An 18439-nucleotide genomic window follows, 5' to 3' on the forward strand; every position below is an offset into this window, starting at 1 on the left:
TCCGCGGGCCAAACAGCGATCTCGCGGACCACCACTGTCGCGACACTTCGACCTCCCTCGCGCAGGCGACATCGGCCCGCGCGAACTTGGCCTGATCGTCTGGCGAAAGCGCGATCGACGCAAGCTTTCAGACAGGCGCCCCGCCTGGGGTCAATACCTCCGCAATATGGTGGACGCCGCGGCGCGCGAGCCAGGCGTCAATGCGCCGCTTCGACCGACGGCAGGCCGCCATGCAGGCCTTGCGGCGAGCTCGCGCGGCACGACGCCGCGGTCGGCTGCGCGCCGCCGGCGAGCCATTCGAGCAACTGCTCGACGCCCATCGGCCTGGCCAGCAGGAAGCCTTGCAGGTGGTCGCAGCCGGCGATACCGAGGAAGCGCTCCTGGTCGGCCTCTTCGATGCCCTCCGCGACGACGTTCAGCCGCAGCTTGCGCGCCAGCTCGAGCATGCTGCGGATCACCTCCTCGCTCGCGGCGTCCTTGCCGATGCGGTCGACGAAGCTGCGGTCGAGCTTGATGCAGTTGATCGGAAACAGCGTCAGGTAGCTCAGCGACGCATAACCGGTGCCGAAGTCATCGACCGAGACGCCGACGCCGAGCGCCATCACCGATTCGAGGATGCGGCGCGCGGCGTAGGGGTCGCCGACCACCGCCGTCTCGGTGATCTCGATCGTCAGGCCGGCCGGCGGCAGGCCGGTGCGGTGCAGCACCTCGGCGATGGTGTCCGCCAGCTCGGGCTGCTGCACGGTCAGCGCCGACAGGTTGACGCACACGCCCACGGCATGGCCGGCCGCCCGCCACTCGACGGCATCGGTGCAGGCGCGCTCGAGCACCCAGCGGTCGATGCGGCAGATCAGCCCGCTTTCCTCGGCATAGGGAATGAAGGTGGCCGGCGAGATCGGCTTGCCGTCGGCGCCGCGCCAGCGGATCAGCGCCTCGGCCTTGTCGGCAGCGCCGGTCGCGGCATTGACGATCGGCTGGTAGGCCAGCGTGAACTCGTGCCGCTCGAGCGCCTGCTCGATCGCGGCGGCGAGCTGCAGCCGCTCGCCGCTGCGCGCCGACATGTCCTCGCTGTACAGGCGCATCTGCCCGCGGCCGGCGCTCTTGGCCTCGTACATCGCGAGATCGGCGTTCTGCTGCAGCGCCACGGCGTCGTTGCCGTGCTGCGGGTACAGGCTGATGCCGATGCTCGCGCCGACGTGCACCGTCGCCTCGCCGAGCTTCACCGGCTCGTGCATCGCCTCGATGATGCGCCGCGCGACCTGCTGCGCGTCGTCGGGCCCGCTCAGCTGGCTGAGCAGCACGGTGAACTCGTCGCCGCCCATGCGCGCGACCGTGTCGACGGCGCGCACGCAGCCGGCGATGCGGTGGCTGACCTCGACCAGCAGGCGGTCGCCGGCCTGGTGGCCGAGCGAGTCGTTGACGTCCTTGAAGTGATCGAGGTCGATGTACATCACCGCCAGGCGGCTCGACTGGCGCTGCGCCGTCGCCAGCGCGACGCGCAGCCGGTCGCCGAACAGCGCACGGTTCGGCAGCTCGGTCAAGGGATCGTAGAAGGCCAGCTTCTGCAGCTGCTGCTCGGTCTGCTTGACGCCAGTGATATCGCGCGACAGGCAGACATAGCGCCGCGGCTCGTCCTCGTCGCCTTGCACCGTGTTGATCTGCACCAGCGCCGGAAACAGCTCGCCGCTGCTGCGACGGTCGAGGATCTCGCCCGACCAGCGCCCCTCGCGGTGCAGCGCGCGCCAGACCTCGCGCGCCTGCGGGGTGTCGAAATCCAGCCCGTGAACCGGCCGCCCGACGAGCTCGTCGCGCGTGCGGCCGACGGTGTGTTCGTAGGCCGGGTTGACCTCGACGATCTCGCCGCGCACGTCGGTGATCGCGACGGCCTCGCCGGTGCTGCGGATCACCGCGGCGTAGACGCGCAGGCAGCGCTCGACCTCGTGGCGCAGCATGATCTCGGCGCGCAGCCCGTCGTTGGCCGTGCTGAGCTCCAGCGTGCGCTGCTGCACCGCCGCCTCGAGCGCGTCGACGTGGGCCTCCGTCTGGCGCGCCAGGCGCCACTTGGCGGTCAGCGCGCGCGCCAGCTGGCTCACCTCGATGGCATCGAAGGGCTTCTTGAGGATCAGCAGGCTGTCGTTGCCGTTCAGGCGCCGCAGCACGTCGCTCCACGCATGGTCGGCAAAGGCGGTGCAGATGACGACCTGCAGGCGTGGATCGACCCGCCACAGCCGCTCGATCGTCTGCACGCCGTCCCAGCCGGGCGGCATGCGCATGTCGACGAAGGCCAGCTCGTAGGGGCGCCCTGCCCCGAGCGCCGACTGCAGCATGCCGAGCGCCTCTTCGCCCTGGTAGGCCGAGTCGAGCTCGAAGACCGGCCCTGCGGCCGCCGGTTTCTCGCCGAACAGCGAGGCTTCGATCGCCGCGAGATCGTCATGCACCGCCGGCGCGAGGATCTTGCGGAAATCCTGGTGGATCGACGGCAGGTCATCGACCAGCAGGATGCGCGAAGGCGAAACGATCATGGGTGGACTCCTGGAAGAGCGACCGGCAGCTCCAGCGTGAACGTGGCCCCGTGGCCCGGACCGTTGCTGTGGGCGCGCAGCGTGCCGCCCATTTCCTTGGCGGCCAGGATGCAGCTGTGCAGGCCGAAGCCGTGGCCGTTGCGGCGGGTCGTGAAGCCGTGGCTGAAGATGCGCTTCATGTTCTCGGCCGAGATGCCCTCGCCGACGTCGGCCACCTGGAGCACGAGCCGGCGTCCGTCGGCATGCTCGGCCAGGCGCGTGCGCAGCGTGATCTGACGCGGATGGTCGAGGACCTCGCCCATTGCCTGCTTGGCGTTGTTGATCAGGTTCACCAGGATCTGCACGAGGCGCTGGCGATCGAGCAGCAGCGCGGGCACCTCTGCGAGATCCTTGACCACCGCCACGTGGTGACGCGTCAGGCTGGCGGAGCTCATGCGCAGCGCGTCGTCGACGAGGTCGCTCACCGACGCCGCCTCGACCAGGCTGGCGGTCCCGGCATGCGCCTGCTGCGCGGCGACGATGTCCTTGATGTGGTCGACGCTGCGCACCAGCGCGTCGAGCTCCTTGACCACGCCCTGGCGCTCGGCCTCGTAGGCGCCCGCCAGCCGATCGAGGTACTCCGGCAGCAGCCGGCCGCGCTCGTCATGGGCGAAGAAGGCGCCGAGATCGCCCGCATGCTGCTTCAGCATCGCGGCCACCTGGGCCAGCTTCGCGGCCGGGAACTCGCGCAGCCGGCCGCTGACGATGCCCACCGAGACGTTGACGCTGTTGAGCACGTTGCCGACGTTGTGCAGCACGTCGTTGGCGATCTCCGCCATGCCGGCCTGGCGCGCGGCCGCTGTGGCTTCGCGTTGAGCCGCATCCAGCTCGCGCGTGCGCTCCGCCACCCGCTGCTCCAGCTTGGCATTGGCGCCGCGCAGCGCCTGGTTGACGCGCTTGATCACCGCGTGGCTGCGGATCAGGCTCGCTGCGGCGTAGACGATCAGGCCGGCCAGCGCCGCGGCGAAGGCCAGCAGGTACAGGCGGTTGAGTTCGCTGCGCTCGGCGCCGTCGCGCTGTTCCCTGGCCAGCACGTTCTCCAGCTCGTCGGTGAGCGCAGCGGTCGGCACCGCGCCAATGTCGGCCAGCAGGCGCTCGACGATCGGCTGCTCGCGCAGCACCGTGCGCACGTGGGCCAGGAACAGCTCGATGCGCTCAGCGGTCTCAGGCGGTACGTCCGGCCGGTCCGCCGACAGCAGGGCCAGCTTGGCCTCGATCGTGGGCACGCGATCGAGCGAGACGTCGTGGCTGAAGACAAGGGTGTCCAGCAGCACGTCGTTGACGCGCGCGGCGATGTCGCTGCCGCCTCGAGGGCTGGCCGCGCCTTGGCCTTCGAGCGCTTCGCGCAGTTCGTCGGCCGCGGTGGGAAGAAAGGAAAGCGAGTTGCGCAGCAGCGCGTTGTGCGACTTGAAGCGCTCCACCAGCCGCGTCTTGCCCTGCACCGCCTGCCCGATCAGCTCGCCGGTGCGCGCCAGCGCGGCCGCCTCGAGATGCGCCTCGCCGGCGGTGCCGGCCTGCAGCGCCTGCTGCAAGTCGTTGAGCTGGCGCAGCGGATCGACGAGCGGGTCGTAGTCGGCGCGCAGGCCCATGCGTGCCTTCAGGACGTCGAGCTCCCATTGGGCGTCGAGCTGCTTGATCTGGCGCAGCACGGCCACGTCCTCGAGGTGGCCTGCCGCGTCGTAGCCCTGGGTACGCTCGTAGAGCAGCGCGAGGATGGCCGCCAGCACCGCGGCCAAGGCGGCCACCGGCAGCCAGCGTGTGGAAGCGGCTTTCTCGCTCACTTGGAAGCCTCCGGCAGCGCCGTCAGGGTTTGAAGGAACTTGACGATCGATTCCGTGTCCTGGGCCGACGGCGTGCGGCCGAGCTGGTAGCGGAACATCACCCTGACGGCGTCTTCGAGCGTGCGCGCGCTGCCGTCGTGGAGATAAGGCGCGGTCAGTGCCACGTTGCGCAGGCCGGGCACCTTGAAGACGTTGCGGTCGGCCGCGTCGCCGGTGACGCCGAAGCGCCCGAGATCGGCCTCGGTGGGATTGCCGCGCGCGGCGAAGTAGTCGCCCATCACGCCGAACTTCTGGAACATGTTGCCGCCGAGGTTCACACCCTGGTGGCAGGCCACGCAGCCGTATCGCTTGAACCTCTCATAGCCCGCCTTCTCGTCACTCGACATGGCGGTCTGGTCGCCGCCCAGGTACTTGTCGAAGCGCGAGCCCGGCGTGACGAGCGTGCGCTCGTAGCTGGCGATCGCGTCCTGAATGTTCGAGCGCGTCACGCCGTCGCGGTAGGCCGCGGCGAACGCGCGGGCGTAGTCCGCGTCGCGCACGATCATCGCCACCACGTCGCGCCAGTTCGAGCCCATCTCGACCGGGTTCTCGACCACCAGGCCGACCTGCGCCTCGAGCGAGTCGGCGCGCCCGTTCCAGAACTGCCTGAAGTTCAGCGCGGCGTTGAACACCGTCGGCGCGTTCACCGCGGTGGCGCGCCCGTCGAAGCCGATCGAGCGAGCGCGGCCGTCGGCGCCGCCCTTGGCCGGGTCGTGGCAGCTGGCGCAGGACACCTTGCCGTTGGCCGACAGGCGCACGTCGTTGAACAAGCGCCGGCCGATCTCCACGCGCGCCGGATCCTGCATCAGCGTCGCGGGGACCGGCTTGACCGGTTCGTCGAGCGCGGCCAGCGCGGTGCCGCACAGTGCGAGCGCACCGGCGGCCAGCAGCGCAGCGGCGTGGCGCCGCTGCGCTGCTGCAGGCCGTCTCCTCCCGGTGGTCTGTGCCATGGTCACCCTCTCGCATCGCCGCTATGGCTCGATGACGGGCACCATCGTGTGCCGCGGCCGTCGCGCGCGGTATCGGCGCGCGGATGGTCGCGCTGTCGGGAGTTCTGGACTGTCCGCGTCGGGCGGCGCGCTAGCGAGCGAAGGGCGCAGCCAGCGGCTCGCCGACGAAGACGCCCTGCGCTGGCCACGCGACGCTCTTCCAGTAGGCCTCGATGGCGCTGGCGCCTTGCAGGTAGTGCAGCAGCAGCACTTGCGGGTGGGGAAACTTGTGCAGGTGGTTGCAGGGCTCGCTGACGGTGCCGTAGCTCGCGGTCGCGCCGGCGGCAATCCACTCGAGGGCATCGCTCTGGTCGCCCGACTCGCCCAGGCGGCCGCCCATCGACGTGAGATGGTCGGCGAGCGCGCCCGGCACGAAATGCAGCGCCGTCAGCGGCGGCAGCCGCGCAATGCCGGTCTGCAGCAGCAACACCTCGGCGGGCTGGCCGACGCGCTCGTCCAGCCGCGCCTGGGTGATGGTGACGTGCAGCCCTTCGATCGTGCCCGAGGCCGGGAACAGCGCGGCGCGCACGTTGCGGTGGCCATCGTCGCTGCTCAGCAGCAGGGCTTCGACCGCCGGCGAACCGCGGCGCCCCAGCGTGCGGTCGGCCGCGACGCCACGGTCGATCAGCGCGCGCGCCTCGTCGACGCTTCGCGCGGCCAGCAGCATCGACGGGCGCAGGCCGATCTCGCCGGCCGGTCGCACGCTGGCGCTGTTGAAGTAGGGCGACGGGCGCGTCGGTGCGCAGCTGTGGCTGCAGTCGGCCGCATCGGCGCCGAGCGCGATCGCGCCGGTGATCGACAGGCAGGCGACCGCGTACGGCTGGCGCCATGCGAGCGCGACCGCCTGGATACGCTCGCCGGCGAAGCCTTCGCGCAGGCGGCGCTCGAGGAGCGCGAACTCGTCGCGCGAGAGCGTGCCGCGCACCGGCAGCTCGACGCGCAGCACCTGTTCGTCGGACAGCGCGCGGGCGCGGATGTAGTGCTCGCCCACGGCCACCGAGTAGGGATCGGCGGTGTTGATGACCAGGCCGATGTCGTTGGCGGTCAGCCGCCCGGTCACGCGCGGCACGTGAACGCCGGTGGAGCCGGCCGGCGGTTCGGCTTCATGGGCCGCCGCCGCGGCCGCCAGCAGCACGGCCGCGGCGGCCGCGAGAACCCTCAACGATGCATTCGCCATGCGGGAAGCGTAGCCGCGCGATACCGCGATCCGCTCATTCGAAGGTTTCGCGATACAAAACGATGCGGCGGCTGAGCGACAATGAGCCGATGAAGCGTACCGAGGCCCAGCACCCGACGATCCAGGTCATCGAGCGCATGTTCTCGCTGCTCGACGTCCTGGCCGCCCACCCCGATCCGGTGTCGCTCAAGGAGCTCAGCGAGCAGACCGGACTGCACCCCTCGACCGCGCACCGCATCCTCAACGACCTGACGATCGGGCGCTTCGTCGACCGACCCGAGGCCGGAAGCTACCGGCTCGGCATGCGCCTGCTGGAGCTCGGCAACCTGGTCAAGGCGCGGCTCGACGTGCGCGACGCGGCGCTCGCGCCGATGCGCGAGCTGCACAAGCTCACGCACCAGCCCGTCAACCTGTCGGTGCGCCAGGGCGATGAGATCGTGTACATCGAGCGCACCTACAGCGAGCGCTCCGGCATGCAGGTCGTGCGCGCCGTCGGCGGTCGCGCGCCGCTGCACCTGACATCGGTGGGCAAGCTTTTCCTGGCGCACGACGATCCGCAGCGCGTGCGCGCCTACGCGACGCGCACCGGCCTGGCGGGCCACACGCGCAACAGCATCACCGACCTGCCAGCGCTCGAGCGCGAGCTCGCCAGGGTCTCGCAGTACGGGACCGCGCGCGACAACGAGGAACTCGAGCTGGGGGTGCGCTGCATGGCCGCTGGCATCTTCGACGACCAGGGAAAGCTGGTTGCCGGCCTGTCGATCAGCGCGCCGGCCGACCGCCTCGAAGAAGGCTGGATGGATCGGCTCAAGGCGACGGCCTCGCAGATCTCCGCCAAGCTCGGGCACCGCGGCGCCTGAGCGCCGCCCGTACGGCCCACCAAAGAAAACGGCCTGGGTGAACCCAGGCCGTGTTGCATCCGCAATACCTTCCCAACGACGTCGGATGCTGAAAACGTGATCCTTCGACCGCGGCTCAGGAGCCGGTGCGCGCCGCCGTGCCGGCGGTGACCGGGTCGGCCGAGCTGCCCGGCATGTTGGCTTCGATCCAGTGACGCACGCGCTCGGCGTCGCCCAGGCGGGTGTACTTGCCGGCCGAGTCGAGGAAGACCATCACCAGCTTGCGGCCGGCCAGGCGGGCCTGCATCACCAGGCAGCGGCCGGCCTCGGAGATGTAGCCGGTCTTCTGGAGGTCGATCTCCCACTCGGGGTTGAGCACCAGGCGGTTCGTCGTGCGGTACTGCAGCGTGCGCCGGCCCACCGACACCGCGTACTCGGGCGAGGTCGACAGCTCGCGGATCAGCGGATAGTTCGACGCCGCGCCCACCAGCACCGCCAGGTCCTTCGCGCTCGACTGGTTGCGGCTGGACAGGCCCGTGGGCTCGACATAGTGCGTGTCATGCATGCCCAGCAACTTGGCCTTGGCGTTCATCGCCGCGACGAAGGCCTCGAGCCCGCCCGGGTAGGCGCGGCCCAACGCGTGGGCGGCGCGGTTCTCGGACGACATCAGCGCCAGGTGAAGCATCTCGCCGCGCGTCAGCGTGGTGCCCGGGCGCAGGCGCGAACCGCTGCCCTTCTCGGTGTCGATGTCCTCGCTGGTGATGGTCAACGGCTCGTCCATCGAAAGCCCGGCATCGAGCACGACGACCGAGGTCATCAGCTTGGTCAGCGAAGCGATCGGCAGCACGGCCTGGGCATTCTTGTCGACCAGCACCTCGTTCGTGTCCTGGTCGATCACGAAGGCGACGCTCGACTTCAGGTCGAGCGGATCATCGGTCTTGCGCAGCCCGGCGAGCTGGCCGGCGGACGGCCGCTCGGCGACGACCTTGGCGCTGGCGCGGCGCTTGGTCGCCTTGACCGACGGCTTCTTGGCCGCCTTCGCCGTCGCGGCGCGGGATTTCTGCGTCTGAGCAGACGCGGCCTGCGGCGCGGCCATCAGCACGAAGGCGGCCAGACCCAGGATCCACAGGGACTGCATCAGCAAGCGGTAGGAACGAATCGACACAGTCAAATCCCCAGAACGTGGCGCGAGTCTAGGCCAAAGAAAAAAGGTGCGCAAGATCAAGAACTTGCGCACCTTTCCTCGAAACCTTCGAGGTTTACCCGTGGTTTCATCCCTGGGCGGCCACGCGCTCCTGCTTGCTATGGAGCTTGTTCAGCGCCGCGAGGTAGGCCTTTGCCGACGCGACGACGATGTCCGGGTCCGCTCCAACCCCATTGACGACGCGGCCCGCATGCTGGAGCCGAACCGTGACCTCGCCCTGCGATTCTGTGCTGCCCGAGGTGATGGCGTTCACCGAATAAAGCAGCATTTCCGCACCGCTTTCCACCTTGGATTCGATCGCCTTCAGGCTCGCGTCGACGGGGCCATTGCCGTCGCTTTCAGCGTGGTACTCGACCTCCCCGACCGCAAACGCCACCTTGGCATGCGGGCGCTCGCCGGTGCCGGAGTGCTGGTCCAGCGACAGCAAGCGGTAGGTTTCCTGTTCGTGGGTCACGCTCTCGTCGCCGACCAGGGCAATGATGTCCTCGTCGAAGATCTCGCTCTTGCGGTCGGCCAGATCCTTGAAGCGCGCAAAGGCGGCGTTGATGTCGGCCTCGGACTCGAGCTCGATGCCCAGCTCCTGCAAGCGCTGCTTGAACGCGTTGCGCCCGCTCAGCTTGCCGAGCACGATCTTGTTGGCGCTCCAGCCTACGTCCTCGGCGCGCATGATCTCGTAGGTGTCGCGCGCCTTGAGCACGCCGTCCTGGTGGATGCCAGAGGCATGCGCGAAGGCGTTCGCGCCCACCACGGCCTTGTTGGGCTGCACGACGAAGCCGGTGGTCTGCGAGACCATGCGCGAAGCCGGCACGATCTGCGTGGTGTCGATGCCGACCTCGAGGCCGAAGTAGTCGCGGCGGGTCTTCACCGCCATCACGACCTCCTCCAGCGAGCAGTTGCCCGCGCGCTCGCCCAGGCCGTTGATCGTGCACTCGACCTGCCGCGCGCCGCCGATCTTGACGCCGGCCAGCGAGTTGGCGACCGCCATGCCGAGATCGTTGTGGCAGTGCACCGACCAGATCGCCTTGTCGGAGTTGGGCACGCGCTCGCGCAGCATGCGGATGAACTCGCCGTAGAGCTCGGGGATGCCGTAGCCCACGGTATCGGGCACGTTGATCGTCGTTGCGCCTTCGGCGATCACGCCCTCGAGCACGCGGCACAGGAAGTCGGGATCGGAACGGTAGCCGTCCTCGGGTGAGAACTCGATGTCGCCGCAGAGGTTGCGCGCGAAGCGCACCGCCAGCTTCGCCTGCTCGAGCACCTGCTCGCGCGTCATGCGCAGCTTCTTCTCCATGTGGAGCTCGCTGGTGGCGATGAAGGTGTGGATGCGCGAGCGCGCCGCGCCCTTGAGCGCCTCGGCCGCGCGCGCGATGTCGCGGTCGTTGGCGCGCGCGAGCGAGCAGACGGTGGACTCCTTGATCGCGTCGGCGATCGACTTCACGGCCTCGAAGTCGCCGTTGCTCGACGCGGCGAAGCCGGCTTCGATCACGTCGACACGCAGTCGCTCCAGTTGGCGCGCGATGCGCAGCTTCTCCTCGCGCGTCATCGAGGCGCCGGGCGACTGTTCGCCGTCACGCAAGGTGGTGTCGAAGATGATCAGCTTGTCGGACATGGGACTCTCCGTGGCCAGCGTCGCTCGAGAGGGAAATGAAAACGGCCCGCGACGCTGGTATGCGCGCGGGCCGTGATGCGGAATTCGGATGGACGAAGACGATCAGCGCGCGCGAAGCACTCCTAGAAGAAGTAGCAGCGAAATGCGGCGAAACGTCATGGCGGCCAATATAGCACGCAGCCTTGCGGGCGCGGCTCAGGATTTCGCTATCAGCCGTGCAGGCCGCGCTCGTCGGGCTCGTCGGTCGAGGTGGCGATCACGCTGACGGGCTTGCCCTTGAGGCGCTTCCAGACATAGACGCCGTAGCCCGACAGTCCGTAGATCACGAACAGCCCGAACAGCACCGTCGGCGGATGGATGTTGATCACCGCGATGCCCAGCGCGATCGCGACGATCACGATGAAGGGCACCGAGCGCTTGAAGCTCACGTCCTTGAAGCTGTAGAAGGGCACGTTGGTGACCATCGTCAAACCGGCGAAGAGCGTGAACCCGAAGGCAACCCAGGCGAGCCATTCGATCTCGCGCGCGCCGTGGAAGCCGGCGTCGTCCATCAGCCAGATGAAGCCCACCACCAGCGCCGCCGCCGCCGGACTCGGCAGGCCTTGGAAGAAGCGCTTGTCGACGACGCCGATGTTGGTGTTGAAGCGCGCCAGGCGCAGCGCGGCGCCCGCGCAATAGACGAAGGCCGCGATCCAGCCGAGCTTGCCCAGGCCCTTGAGCGCCCATTCGTAGACGATCAGCGCCGGTGCGGCGCCGAAGGACACCATGTCCGACAGGCTGTCCATCTGCTCGCCGAACGCGCTTTGCGTGTTGGTCATGCGCGCGACGCGGCCATCGAGGCTGTCGAGCACCATGGCGCTGAAGATGCCGATCGCGGCGTTCTCGAAGCGCCCATTCATCGCCATCACGATCGCGTAGAAGCCGCCGAACAGCGCCGCGAGCGTGAACAGGTTGGGAAGGATGTAGATGCCCTTGCGGCGCGGACGGCGCGCGGGCTCTTCGGTCTCGTCGTCGTGCTGGTCTTCGGGCAACGCTGCGCCGTCGTGCATCGGGGTACCGCTCGCGTCGGTTGAGGTGGGGTGCATGGACTGAAAGGATAACGCAGGGTCCCCAAGCAAAAAGGCCGCGCGCCTTGCGGCTGCGCGGCCTTCCTGCCGGCAAGGACGCTCAGTTCTTGGACTGGTCGACCAGCTTGTTCTTCGCGATCCACGGCATCATCGCGCGCAGCTTGGCGCCCACGACCTCGATGTCGTGCTCGGCGGTCAGGCGGCGGCGCGACAGCAGCGTCGGCGCGCCGGCGCGGTTCTCGAGGATGAAGCTCTTGGCGTACTCGCCGGTCTGGATGTCCTTCAGGCACTGGCGCATCGCGTCCTTGGTCGCCTCGGTCACAACCTTGGGCCCGGTCACGTACTCGCCGTACTCGGCGTTGTTCGAGATCGAGTAGTTCATGTTCGCGATGCCGCCTTCGTAGATCAGGTCGACGATGAGCTTGAGCTCGTGCAGGCACTCGAAGTACGCCATCTCGGGCGCGTAGCCGGCCTCGACCAGCGTCTCGAAGCCGGCCTTGATCAGCTCGACGGTGCCGCCGCACAGCACGGCCTGCTCGCCGAACAGGTCGGTCTCGGTCTCCTCGCGGAAGCTGGTCTCGATGATGCCGGCCTTGCCGCCGCCGTTGGCCGCCGCATAGCTCAGCGCGAGGTCGCGCGCCTTGCCGGACTTGTCGGCGTGCACGGCCACCAGGTGCGGCACGCCACCGCCGTGCACGTAGGTGTTGCGCACCGTGTGGCCCGGCGCCTTGGGCGCGACCATCCAGACGTCGAGGTCAGCGCGCGGCACGACCTGGCCGTAGTGCACGTTGAAGCCGTGAGCGAAAGCGAGCGACGCCCCCTCGCGGATGTTCGGCTCGACGTCGTTCTTGTAGACCGCAGCGATCTGCTCGTCGGGCAGCAGGATCATCACCACGTCGGCGCCCTTCACGGCCTCGGCCACCTCGGCGACCTTGAGGCCGGCCTTCTCGGCCTTGCTCCACGACGCGCCGCTCTTGCGCAGGCCGACCGTCACCTTGACGCCGCTGTCGTTGAGGTTCTGCGCGTGTGCGTGGCCCTGCGAGCCGTAGCCCACGATCGTGACGTTCTTGCCCTTGATCAGGGAGAGGTCGGTGTCCTTGTCGTAGTAGACCTTCATGTTGGCTTCTCCAGTCGAAATGCTGCGGGGGTTCAGTTCAGACGCGCAGGATGCGCTCGCCGCGACCGATCCCGCTGGTGCCGGTGCGCACGGTTTCCAAAATGGCGGTGCGGTCCACCGCCTCGATGAACGCATCGAGCTTCGACGTGTCGCCGGTGAGCTCGATCGTGTAGGTCTTCTCGGTGACGTCGATGATGCGTCCGCGGAAGATGTCGGCCATGCGCTTCATCTCCTCGCGCTCTTTGCCGACGGCGCGCACCTTGATGAGCATAAGCTCGCGCTCGAGGTAGGCGCCTTCGGTGAGGTCGACGACCTTGACCACGTCGATCAGCCGGTTCAGGTGCTTGGTGATCTGCTCGATCACGTCGTCGCTGCCGGTGGTGACGATGGTCATGCGCGACAGCGAGGAGTCCTCGGTGGTCGCAACGGTCAGGCTTTCGATGTTGTAGCCGCGCGCCGAAAACAGCGCGACCACGCGGGAGAGCGCTCCGGGCTCGTTCTCCAGCAAGAGGGCAATGATGTGTTTCACGATCGTGCGACGCGCTCTTCAAGCCGTCGGCGGTAACCGCCGGCCCTTGGCCACGCCCTTGATGGTTGGATGACGCTCGTCGAACCCGACCGCATCGCCTCCGGTGCGCCTGACGCGAAGCCGGCAAGCCTCGCGCCCTTGCACCGTCGGCGCTACGGCCTCACAGGTCCTCGGAGCCCAGCAGCATCTCGGTGATGCCCTTCCCGGCCTGCACCATCGGCCAGACGTTCTCGGTCGGGTCGGTGCGCACGTCGAGGAAGACGGTCCGGTCCTTCAGGCGGATGGCCTCGCGCAGGGCGGGCTCCACATCCGAAGGCTTCTCGACCAGCAGGCCGACGTGCCCGTAGGCCTCGGCGAGCTTGACGAAGTCCGGCAAGGCATCCATGTAGCTGTGCGAGTAGCGCCCGCCGTAGTCGAGCTCCTGCCACTGCCGCACCATGCCCAGGTAGCGGTTGTTCAGGCTGATGATCTTGACCGGCGTCTTGTACTGCTGGCAGGTCGAGAGCTCCTGGATGCACATCTGGATCGAGCCCTCGCCGGTGATGCAGAACACATCCGAATCCGGCTTGGCGAGCTTGATGCCCATTGCGTAGGGCAGGCCCACGCCCATCGTGCCGAGGCCGCCTGAGTTGATCCAGCGACGCGGCTCGTCGAAGCGGTAGAACTGCGCGGCCCACATCTGGTGCTGGCCGACGTCCGAGGTGACGTAGCAGTCGGTGCCGCGCGTGAGCTCCCACAGCTTCTCGACCACCGCCTGCGGCTTGATGACCTCGCTGCTGCGCTTGAACGACAGGCAGTCCTTCTTGCGCCACTCGTTGATCTGGCTCCACCAGGCGTTGATCGAGGCCGAATCCGGCTTCGCCTGCGCTTCCCTGATCTGCGCGATCAGCTCCTGCAGCACGTCCTTGACGTCGCCGACGATGGGGATGTCGACCTTCACGCGCTTGGAGATCGACGAGGGGTCGATGTCCACATGGACGATCTTGCGCTCCACCGACGAGAAGTGCTTCGGGTTGCCGATCACGCGGTCGTCGAAGCGCGCGCCCACGGCGAGCAGCACGTCGCAGTGCTGCATCGTCATGTTGGCCTCGTAGGTGCCGTGCATGCCGAGCATGCCCAGGAAGCGCGGGTCGGTGGCCGGGAACGCGCCCAGGCCCATCAGCGTGTTGGTGCAGGGATAGCCCAGCAGGTTGACCAGCTCGCGCAGTTCGGCACTGGCATTGCCCAGGATCACGCCGCCACCGGTGTAGATGTAGGGCCGCTTGGCCGCCAGCAGCAGCGACACCGCCTTGCGGATCTGCCCACTGTGGCCCTTGCGCACCGGGTTGTACGAACGCATCTCCACCCGCTCGGGGTAGTGGAACGCCGTGGTCTTGAGCGAGACGTCCTTCGGGATGTCGACCACCACCGGGCCGGGACGGCCGGTGCGGGCGATGTGGAAGGCTTTCTTGATCGTCGTCGCCAGGTCGCGCACGTCCTTGACCAGGAAGTTGTGCTTCACGATGGGGCGCGTGATGCCCACGGTGTCGCATTCCTGGAACGCGTCGAGGCCGATGGCCGGCGTCGGGACCTGTCCCGTGATGATGACCATCGGGATCGAGTCCATGTAGGCGGTCGCGATGCCGGTCACGGCATTCGTGACGCCCGGCCCCGAGGTCACCAGCGCGACGCCGACCTCTCCGGTTGCGCGCGCGTAGCCGTCGGCCGCGTGGATCGCTGCCTGCTCGTGGCGCACGAGCACGTGCTCGATGGAATCCTGCTTGTACAGCGCGTCGTAGATGTAGAGCACGGCGCCGCCGGGGTAGCCCCAGAGGTGCTTCACACCTTCTGCCTGCAGGCAGCGGACGAGGATGTCGGAGCCGTTCAGCTCCTTGGAGGGGGTGTGCGGTTGTGCCGTAGCGGCACGCTTGACTTCCGCGGCAGACATGTCCATTTAGAACCTCTTGGTTGTTCTCTAACGAAGAACCTTCGGTGCCCCTCTCCGCGCCCTCGTGAGGCGGGTGTGGAGCCTGCGCGGTCAACGGATCGGGCGCCCGGGTCGGGCGGCCAATGAAGACCCAAACTGCGTTGTGCGAAGCAGCATTATGCACTGAGGCGGGGCCGCGCCACGCTGGTGCATGACCCGGTGACATAATCCGCCGCGTTTTCGCCCACGCGATCAGCAACGCGACAGCGCCCCCTTGGCCTCCGACCACGAACTCAGCGATTTCCTCAAGAGCGTCGAGAAGCGGGCCTTCAAGCGCACCGTCTATGCGGTGCGCGATGACGATGCCGCGCTCGACATCGTCCAGGACGCGATGATCCGGCTGGCCGAGAAGTACGCCGATCGGCCGGCGGCCGAGCTGCCGCTGCTGTTCCAGCGCATCCTCTCGAACGCGACGATGGACTGGTTTCGCCGCCAGAAGGTGCGCGGCGCGATCATGCAATCGTTCTCGGATTTCGAGTCCGATGGCGGCGACGGCGACTTCGACCTGCTGGAAACTCTGGCGCTGGGAACCGGCGAAGGCGTCGAAAGCGCTGCCGATGCTGTCCAGCGGGCGCAGTTCCTGCTAACGATCGAGGAAGAGGTCAGCCGCCTGCCGGGGCGTCAACGCGAGGCATTTCTTCTGCGTTACTGGGAAGAACTCGACGTCGCAGAGACGGCTGCTGCCATGGGTTGTTCCGAGGGCAGCGTCAAGACGCACTGCTCGCGCGCAGTGCACGCCTTGGCCAAGGCCCTCAGGGCGAAGGGTGTCGCACCATGAACCGTTCCACCGCCATTTCTCCCTTCGACCGCGAGGCTCGCGAGGCCCGTTTCGCGCTGCGTGTGGCCGCCCGGTTGACCGAGCGCAGCGCCGCGCTGCCCCATGACATCAACGAGCGCCTGCGCATCGCCCGCCAGCAGGCCCTCGAGCGGGCACGCGCGAAGACGGTCGCTGCCCCGCAAACGGCGCCGGCGGTGCTCAATGCCGGGCGCGGCTCCCTGTTGTTCGGCGGCGACGGCAGCTCCGGCTGGTGGCGCCTGGCCGCCTTGCTGCCGGTCGTGGCGCTGGTGGTGGGCATGGTGACGGTGCAGATCCAGAGCGAGGACGAGCAGGCTGCCGACGCCGCCGAGATCGACGCAGCCCTGCTGTCCGACGACCTTCCGCCCGCCGCCTATGCCGATCCGGGTTTCGCCGAGTTCCTGCGCCAGCCGGCCGATTGACGCGGCGCCAATGACCACACGCCGCCTGCTCGCCTTCGTTTGCGCCGCCCTGCTGGCCGGCGCGGTCGTTGCCGCGCCCGATGCAGGCGGCCCGACGTGGTCCGAGCTCAGCCCGGCCCAGCGCAATGCGCTCAAGCCGCTGGAGCGTGAATGGGGCGGCATGGACGGGCCGCGCAAGCAGAAGTGGCTCGAGGTGACGGCCCGCTTCGACAAGATGTCGCCCGACGAACGCCGGCGCATCCAGGAACGCATGGCCGACTGGGCCAAGCTGAGCCCGCAGCAGCGCGGCCAGGCGCGCCTCAACTACCAAGGCGCCAAGCAGCTGCCGGCCGAGGAGCGCCAGGCCCGCTGGCAGGCCTACCAGGAGCTGCCCGAAGACCAGCGCAAGCAGCTCGCGGCGACGGCGCGCAATGACGCACGCAAGGCAGGCGCCGCGCCCCGCCCGGGAGCGGCCAAGACCGCCGGCACGGCGGCCACCGGCCCGCAACCCAAGGTGAATACCGTCCCGAGCCCCCTCGAGGCGGCGCGGCCGCGACCGGTCGCGCCATCGACCGTGCAGGCCAAGCCCGGTGCGACGACGCGCCCGATCTCGCAGCCGGCGACACCCCCGTTGCACCAGCAGCCGGGCCTGCCCAAGATCGCCGCGACGCCCACCTTCGTCGACCGCAACACCCTGCTGCCGCAGCGAGGCCCTCAGGCGGCCGCCGCCGCGGAGCCGGTCAACCAGAAGCCCTGAGTCCGCGCGCCTGTTAGGCTCGCGGACTTTGCTGCCCGCGCGGCCGCAAGCGCCGCGCCCTGGTTTGTTTTCATGTCCGCCCCCCTCCTGACGCCGCCGAGCCTGCGGCGACGCATGGCCGCCTTCTTCTACGAAGGCGTGCTGCTGTTCGGCGTCGTGATGATCGCCGAGTACCTGTTCTCCGCCCTGACCCAGCAGCGGCACGCGCTCTACCTGCGCGAGGCCAGCATGGCCTTTCTCTTCATCGTGCTGGGCATCTACTTCACGTGGTTCTGGTCGCATGGCGGCCAGACGCTTGCGATGAAGACGTGGCACGTGCGACTGGTGCGCGCCGACGGCAGCCCGGTCTCCCAAACGCGCGCGCTGGCCCGCTACGTCGCCAGCTGGATCTGGTTGCTGCCGCCCTTGGCCGGCGTCGGCGTGCTCGGCGTGAAGACGCTCGGCGGCGGCGGGGCGACCGCGATCGTGCTGGGTTGGATCGCCGGCTATGCCTTGCTGTCCAAGCTGCAGCCGCAGCGCCAGTTCTGGCATGACGTGCTGTGCGGCACGCGGCTGATCAGTTGGCGGCCCGTTGTCGCGGCGCGGTGATCTTGGCCCGTTAGGATCGCGCGCGATGAACGGCAACCCCTACAAAGGCCGCACCGGCCTCGATCGCATCTGGCGCGCCTGCGGCTACTCCATCGACGGCCTGCGCTCGGCTTACCAAGGCGAAAGCGCCTTCCGCCAGGAGGTGTGGGCGGCCCTCGTGCTGATGCCGGCCGCGTTCTGGATCGGCCGCGGCTGGGTCGAGGTCGCGCTGCTCGTCGGCTCGGTGCTGCTGGTGATGATCGTCGAGCTGCTCAACTCCAGCGTCGAGGCGGCGATCGACCGCGTGAGCTACGAGCTGCACGACCTCTCCAAGCGGGCCAAGGACATCGCCAGCGCGGCCGTCCTGCTCTCGCTGCTGCTGTGCGGCGGCATCTGGGTCGCCGCACTCTGGCACCGCTTCGGCCACTGACGACCCACCGCGAACGATGAACGCCCCTGCGCCGCTGTCCTTCTGCATCTACTGCGGTTCGCGCCCCGGCCACCGCGACGCCTATGCCGATGCCGCGCGCCGCACCGGCACCGCGATCGCCGCGCGCGGCAGCCGCCTGGTCTACGGCGGCGGCAACGTGGGCCTGATGGGCATCGTCGCCGATGCCGCGCTCGCGGCCGGCGCCTTTGTCTGCGGCGTGATTCCGCGCTCGCTGATGGAGCGCGAGGTCGGCCATCGAGGCTTGAGCGAGTTGCACGTGGTCGAGACGATGCACCAGCGCAAGCAGATGATGGCCGAGCGCGCCGACGCCTTCATCGCCTTGCCGGGCGGCATCGGCACCTTCGAGGAGCTGTTCGAGGTCTGGACTTGGCGCCAGCTGGGCTACCACGACCAGCCGATCGGCCTGCTCAACATCGAGGGCTACTACGACGGCCTGCTGGCCTTCCTGGACCGCTCGGTGGCCGAGGGCTTCCTGGGCGAGAACGTGCGCGCGCTGCTGCTCGCCGACGACGATCCCGAGCGCCTCGTGGATCGGCTCGCACGGCTCGTCCCGAGCGCGCGAGCTGCGGACGACTACACGCGCATCTAG

General features: G+C 68.7%; 17 protein-coding genes. 7 read left to right on the plus strand and 10 right to left on the minus strand.

The genetic code is table 11. The annotated features are described in order from the left end of the window. Window positions 1-197: 197 nt before the first annotated feature. From ACO2TI_RS20715 to ACO2TI_RS20730, 4 genes are all read right to left on the minus strand, one after another. The gene (locus ACO2TI_RS20715; protein WP_423287076.1) at window positions 198-2522 is read right to left on the minus strand and encodes an EAL domain-containing protein; all 2325 of its coding nucleotides are present in this window, start codon (window positions 2520-2522) and stop codon (window positions 198-200) included. Continuing rightward, window positions 2519-4342, minus strand: a complete 1824-nt coding sequence (locus tag ACO2TI_RS20720; RefSeq protein ID WP_423287077.1) for a DAHL domain-containing protein — start codon at window positions 4340-4342, stop codon at window positions 2519-2521. The genes ACO2TI_RS20715 and ACO2TI_RS20720 overlap by 4 nt, the downstream gene beginning before the upstream one ends. Further along, entirely contained in the window at window positions 4339-5331 is a 993-nt protein-coding gene (locus ACO2TI_RS20725; protein WP_423287078.1) for a cytochrome-c peroxidase, read from the minus strand. The genes ACO2TI_RS20720 and ACO2TI_RS20725 overlap by 4 nt, the downstream gene beginning before the upstream one ends. A 130-nt stretch (window positions 5332-5461) precedes the next feature. Then, window positions 5462-6547, minus strand: coding sequence for a TIGR03790 family protein (locus ACO2TI_RS20730; protein ID WP_423287079.1), 1086 nt, complete (start codon window positions 6545-6547; stop codon window positions 5462-5464). An 89-nt stretch (window positions 6548-6636) separates the two neighbouring features. Here ACO2TI_RS20730 and ACO2TI_RS20735 point away from each other — a divergent pair, with 89 nt between their 5' ends. Further along, on the plus strand, window positions 6637-7407 hold the full coding sequence (locus tag ACO2TI_RS20735; RefSeq protein ID WP_423287080.1) for an IclR family transcriptional regulator: 771 nt from the start codon (window positions 6637-6639) through the stop codon (window positions 7405-7407). Between the two features lie 115 nt (window positions 7408-7522). Here ACO2TI_RS20735 and pbpG read toward each other — a convergent pair whose 3' ends face one another. From pbpG to ACO2TI_RS20765, 6 genes are all read right to left on the minus strand, one after another. Next, window positions 7523-8524: a D-alanyl-D-alanine endopeptidase gene (gene pbpG / locus ACO2TI_RS20740; RefSeq protein WP_423287081.1), complete on the minus strand. Its 1002-nt coding sequence runs from the start codon at window positions 8522-8524 to the stop codon at window positions 7523-7525. 133 nt (window positions 8525-8657) lie between these two features. Beyond that, complete coding sequence (locus ACO2TI_RS20745; RefSeq protein WP_423287082.1) at window positions 8658-10199, minus strand: 2-isopropylmalate synthase; 1542 nt, start codon at window positions 10197-10199, stop codon at window positions 8658-8660. A 209-nt stretch (window positions 10200-10408) separates the two neighbouring features. After that, entirely contained in the window at window positions 10409-11248 is an 840-nt protein-coding gene (gene pssA, locus ACO2TI_RS20750; protein WP_423287155.1) for a CDP-diacylglycerol--serine O-phosphatidyltransferase, read from the minus strand. A gap of 118 nt (window positions 11249-11366) precedes the next feature. Further along, on the minus strand, window positions 11367-12383 hold the full coding sequence (ilvC, locus tag ACO2TI_RS20755) for a ketol-acid reductoisomerase (protein WP_423287083.1): 1017 nt from the start codon (window positions 12381-12383) through the stop codon (window positions 11367-11369). 37 nt (window positions 12384-12420) lie between these two features. Then, window positions 12421-12912, minus strand: a complete 492-nt coding sequence (ilvN, locus tag ACO2TI_RS20760) for an acetolactate synthase small subunit (protein ID WP_423287084.1) — start codon at window positions 12910-12912, stop codon at window positions 12421-12423. A gap of 160 nt (window positions 12913-13072) precedes the next feature. Beyond that, window positions 13073-14845, minus strand: a complete 1773-nt coding sequence (locus ACO2TI_RS20765; protein ID WP_423287085.1) for an acetolactate synthase 3 catalytic subunit — start codon at window positions 14843-14845, stop codon at window positions 13073-13075. Window positions 14846-15092: 247 nt separating this feature from the next. On the opposite strand from ACO2TI_RS20765, the gene ACO2TI_RS20770 reads away from it, so the two are divergent. From ACO2TI_RS20770 to ACO2TI_RS20795, 6 genes are all read left to right on the plus strand, one after another. After that, the gene (locus tag ACO2TI_RS20770) at window positions 15093-15656 is read left to right on the plus strand and encodes an RNA polymerase sigma factor (protein WP_423287086.1); all 564 of its coding nucleotides are present in this window, start codon (window positions 15093-15095) and stop codon (window positions 15654-15656) included. After that, window positions 15653-16096 (plus strand): DUF3619 family protein, encoded by a 444-nt coding sequence (locus tag ACO2TI_RS20775; protein ID WP_423287087.1) that lies wholly within the window; start codon window positions 15653-15655, stop codon window positions 16094-16096. Before ACO2TI_RS20770 ends, ACO2TI_RS20775 begins: the two co-directional genes overlap by 4 nt. 10 nt (window positions 16097-16106) lie before the next feature. Next, window positions 16107-16832, plus strand: coding sequence for a DUF3106 domain-containing protein (locus ACO2TI_RS20780; RefSeq protein WP_423287088.1), 726 nt, complete (start codon window positions 16107-16109; stop codon window positions 16830-16832). 72 nt (window positions 16833-16904) lie between these two features. Next, on the plus strand, window positions 16905-17420 hold the full coding sequence (locus tag ACO2TI_RS20785; RefSeq protein WP_423287089.1) for an RDD family protein: 516 nt from the start codon (window positions 16905-16907) through the stop codon (window positions 17418-17420). Between the two features lie 25 nt (window positions 17421-17445). Next, a complete protein-coding gene (locus ACO2TI_RS20790; protein ID WP_423287090.1) occupies window positions 17446-17829 on the plus strand; it encodes a diacylglycerol kinase in 384 nt (127 codons plus the stop codon). A gap of 16 nt (window positions 17830-17845) precedes the next feature. Continuing rightward, complete coding sequence (locus ACO2TI_RS20795; RefSeq protein WP_423287091.1) at window positions 17846-18439, plus strand: TIGR00730 family Rossman fold protein; 594 nt, start codon at window positions 17846-17848, stop codon at window positions 18437-18439.

The sequence above is a fragment of the Caldimonas sp. KR1-144 genome, from assembly GCF_049446155.1.
Lineage (GTDB): Bacteria > Pseudomonadota > Gammaproteobacteria > Burkholderiales > Burkholderiaceae_C > Rivibacter.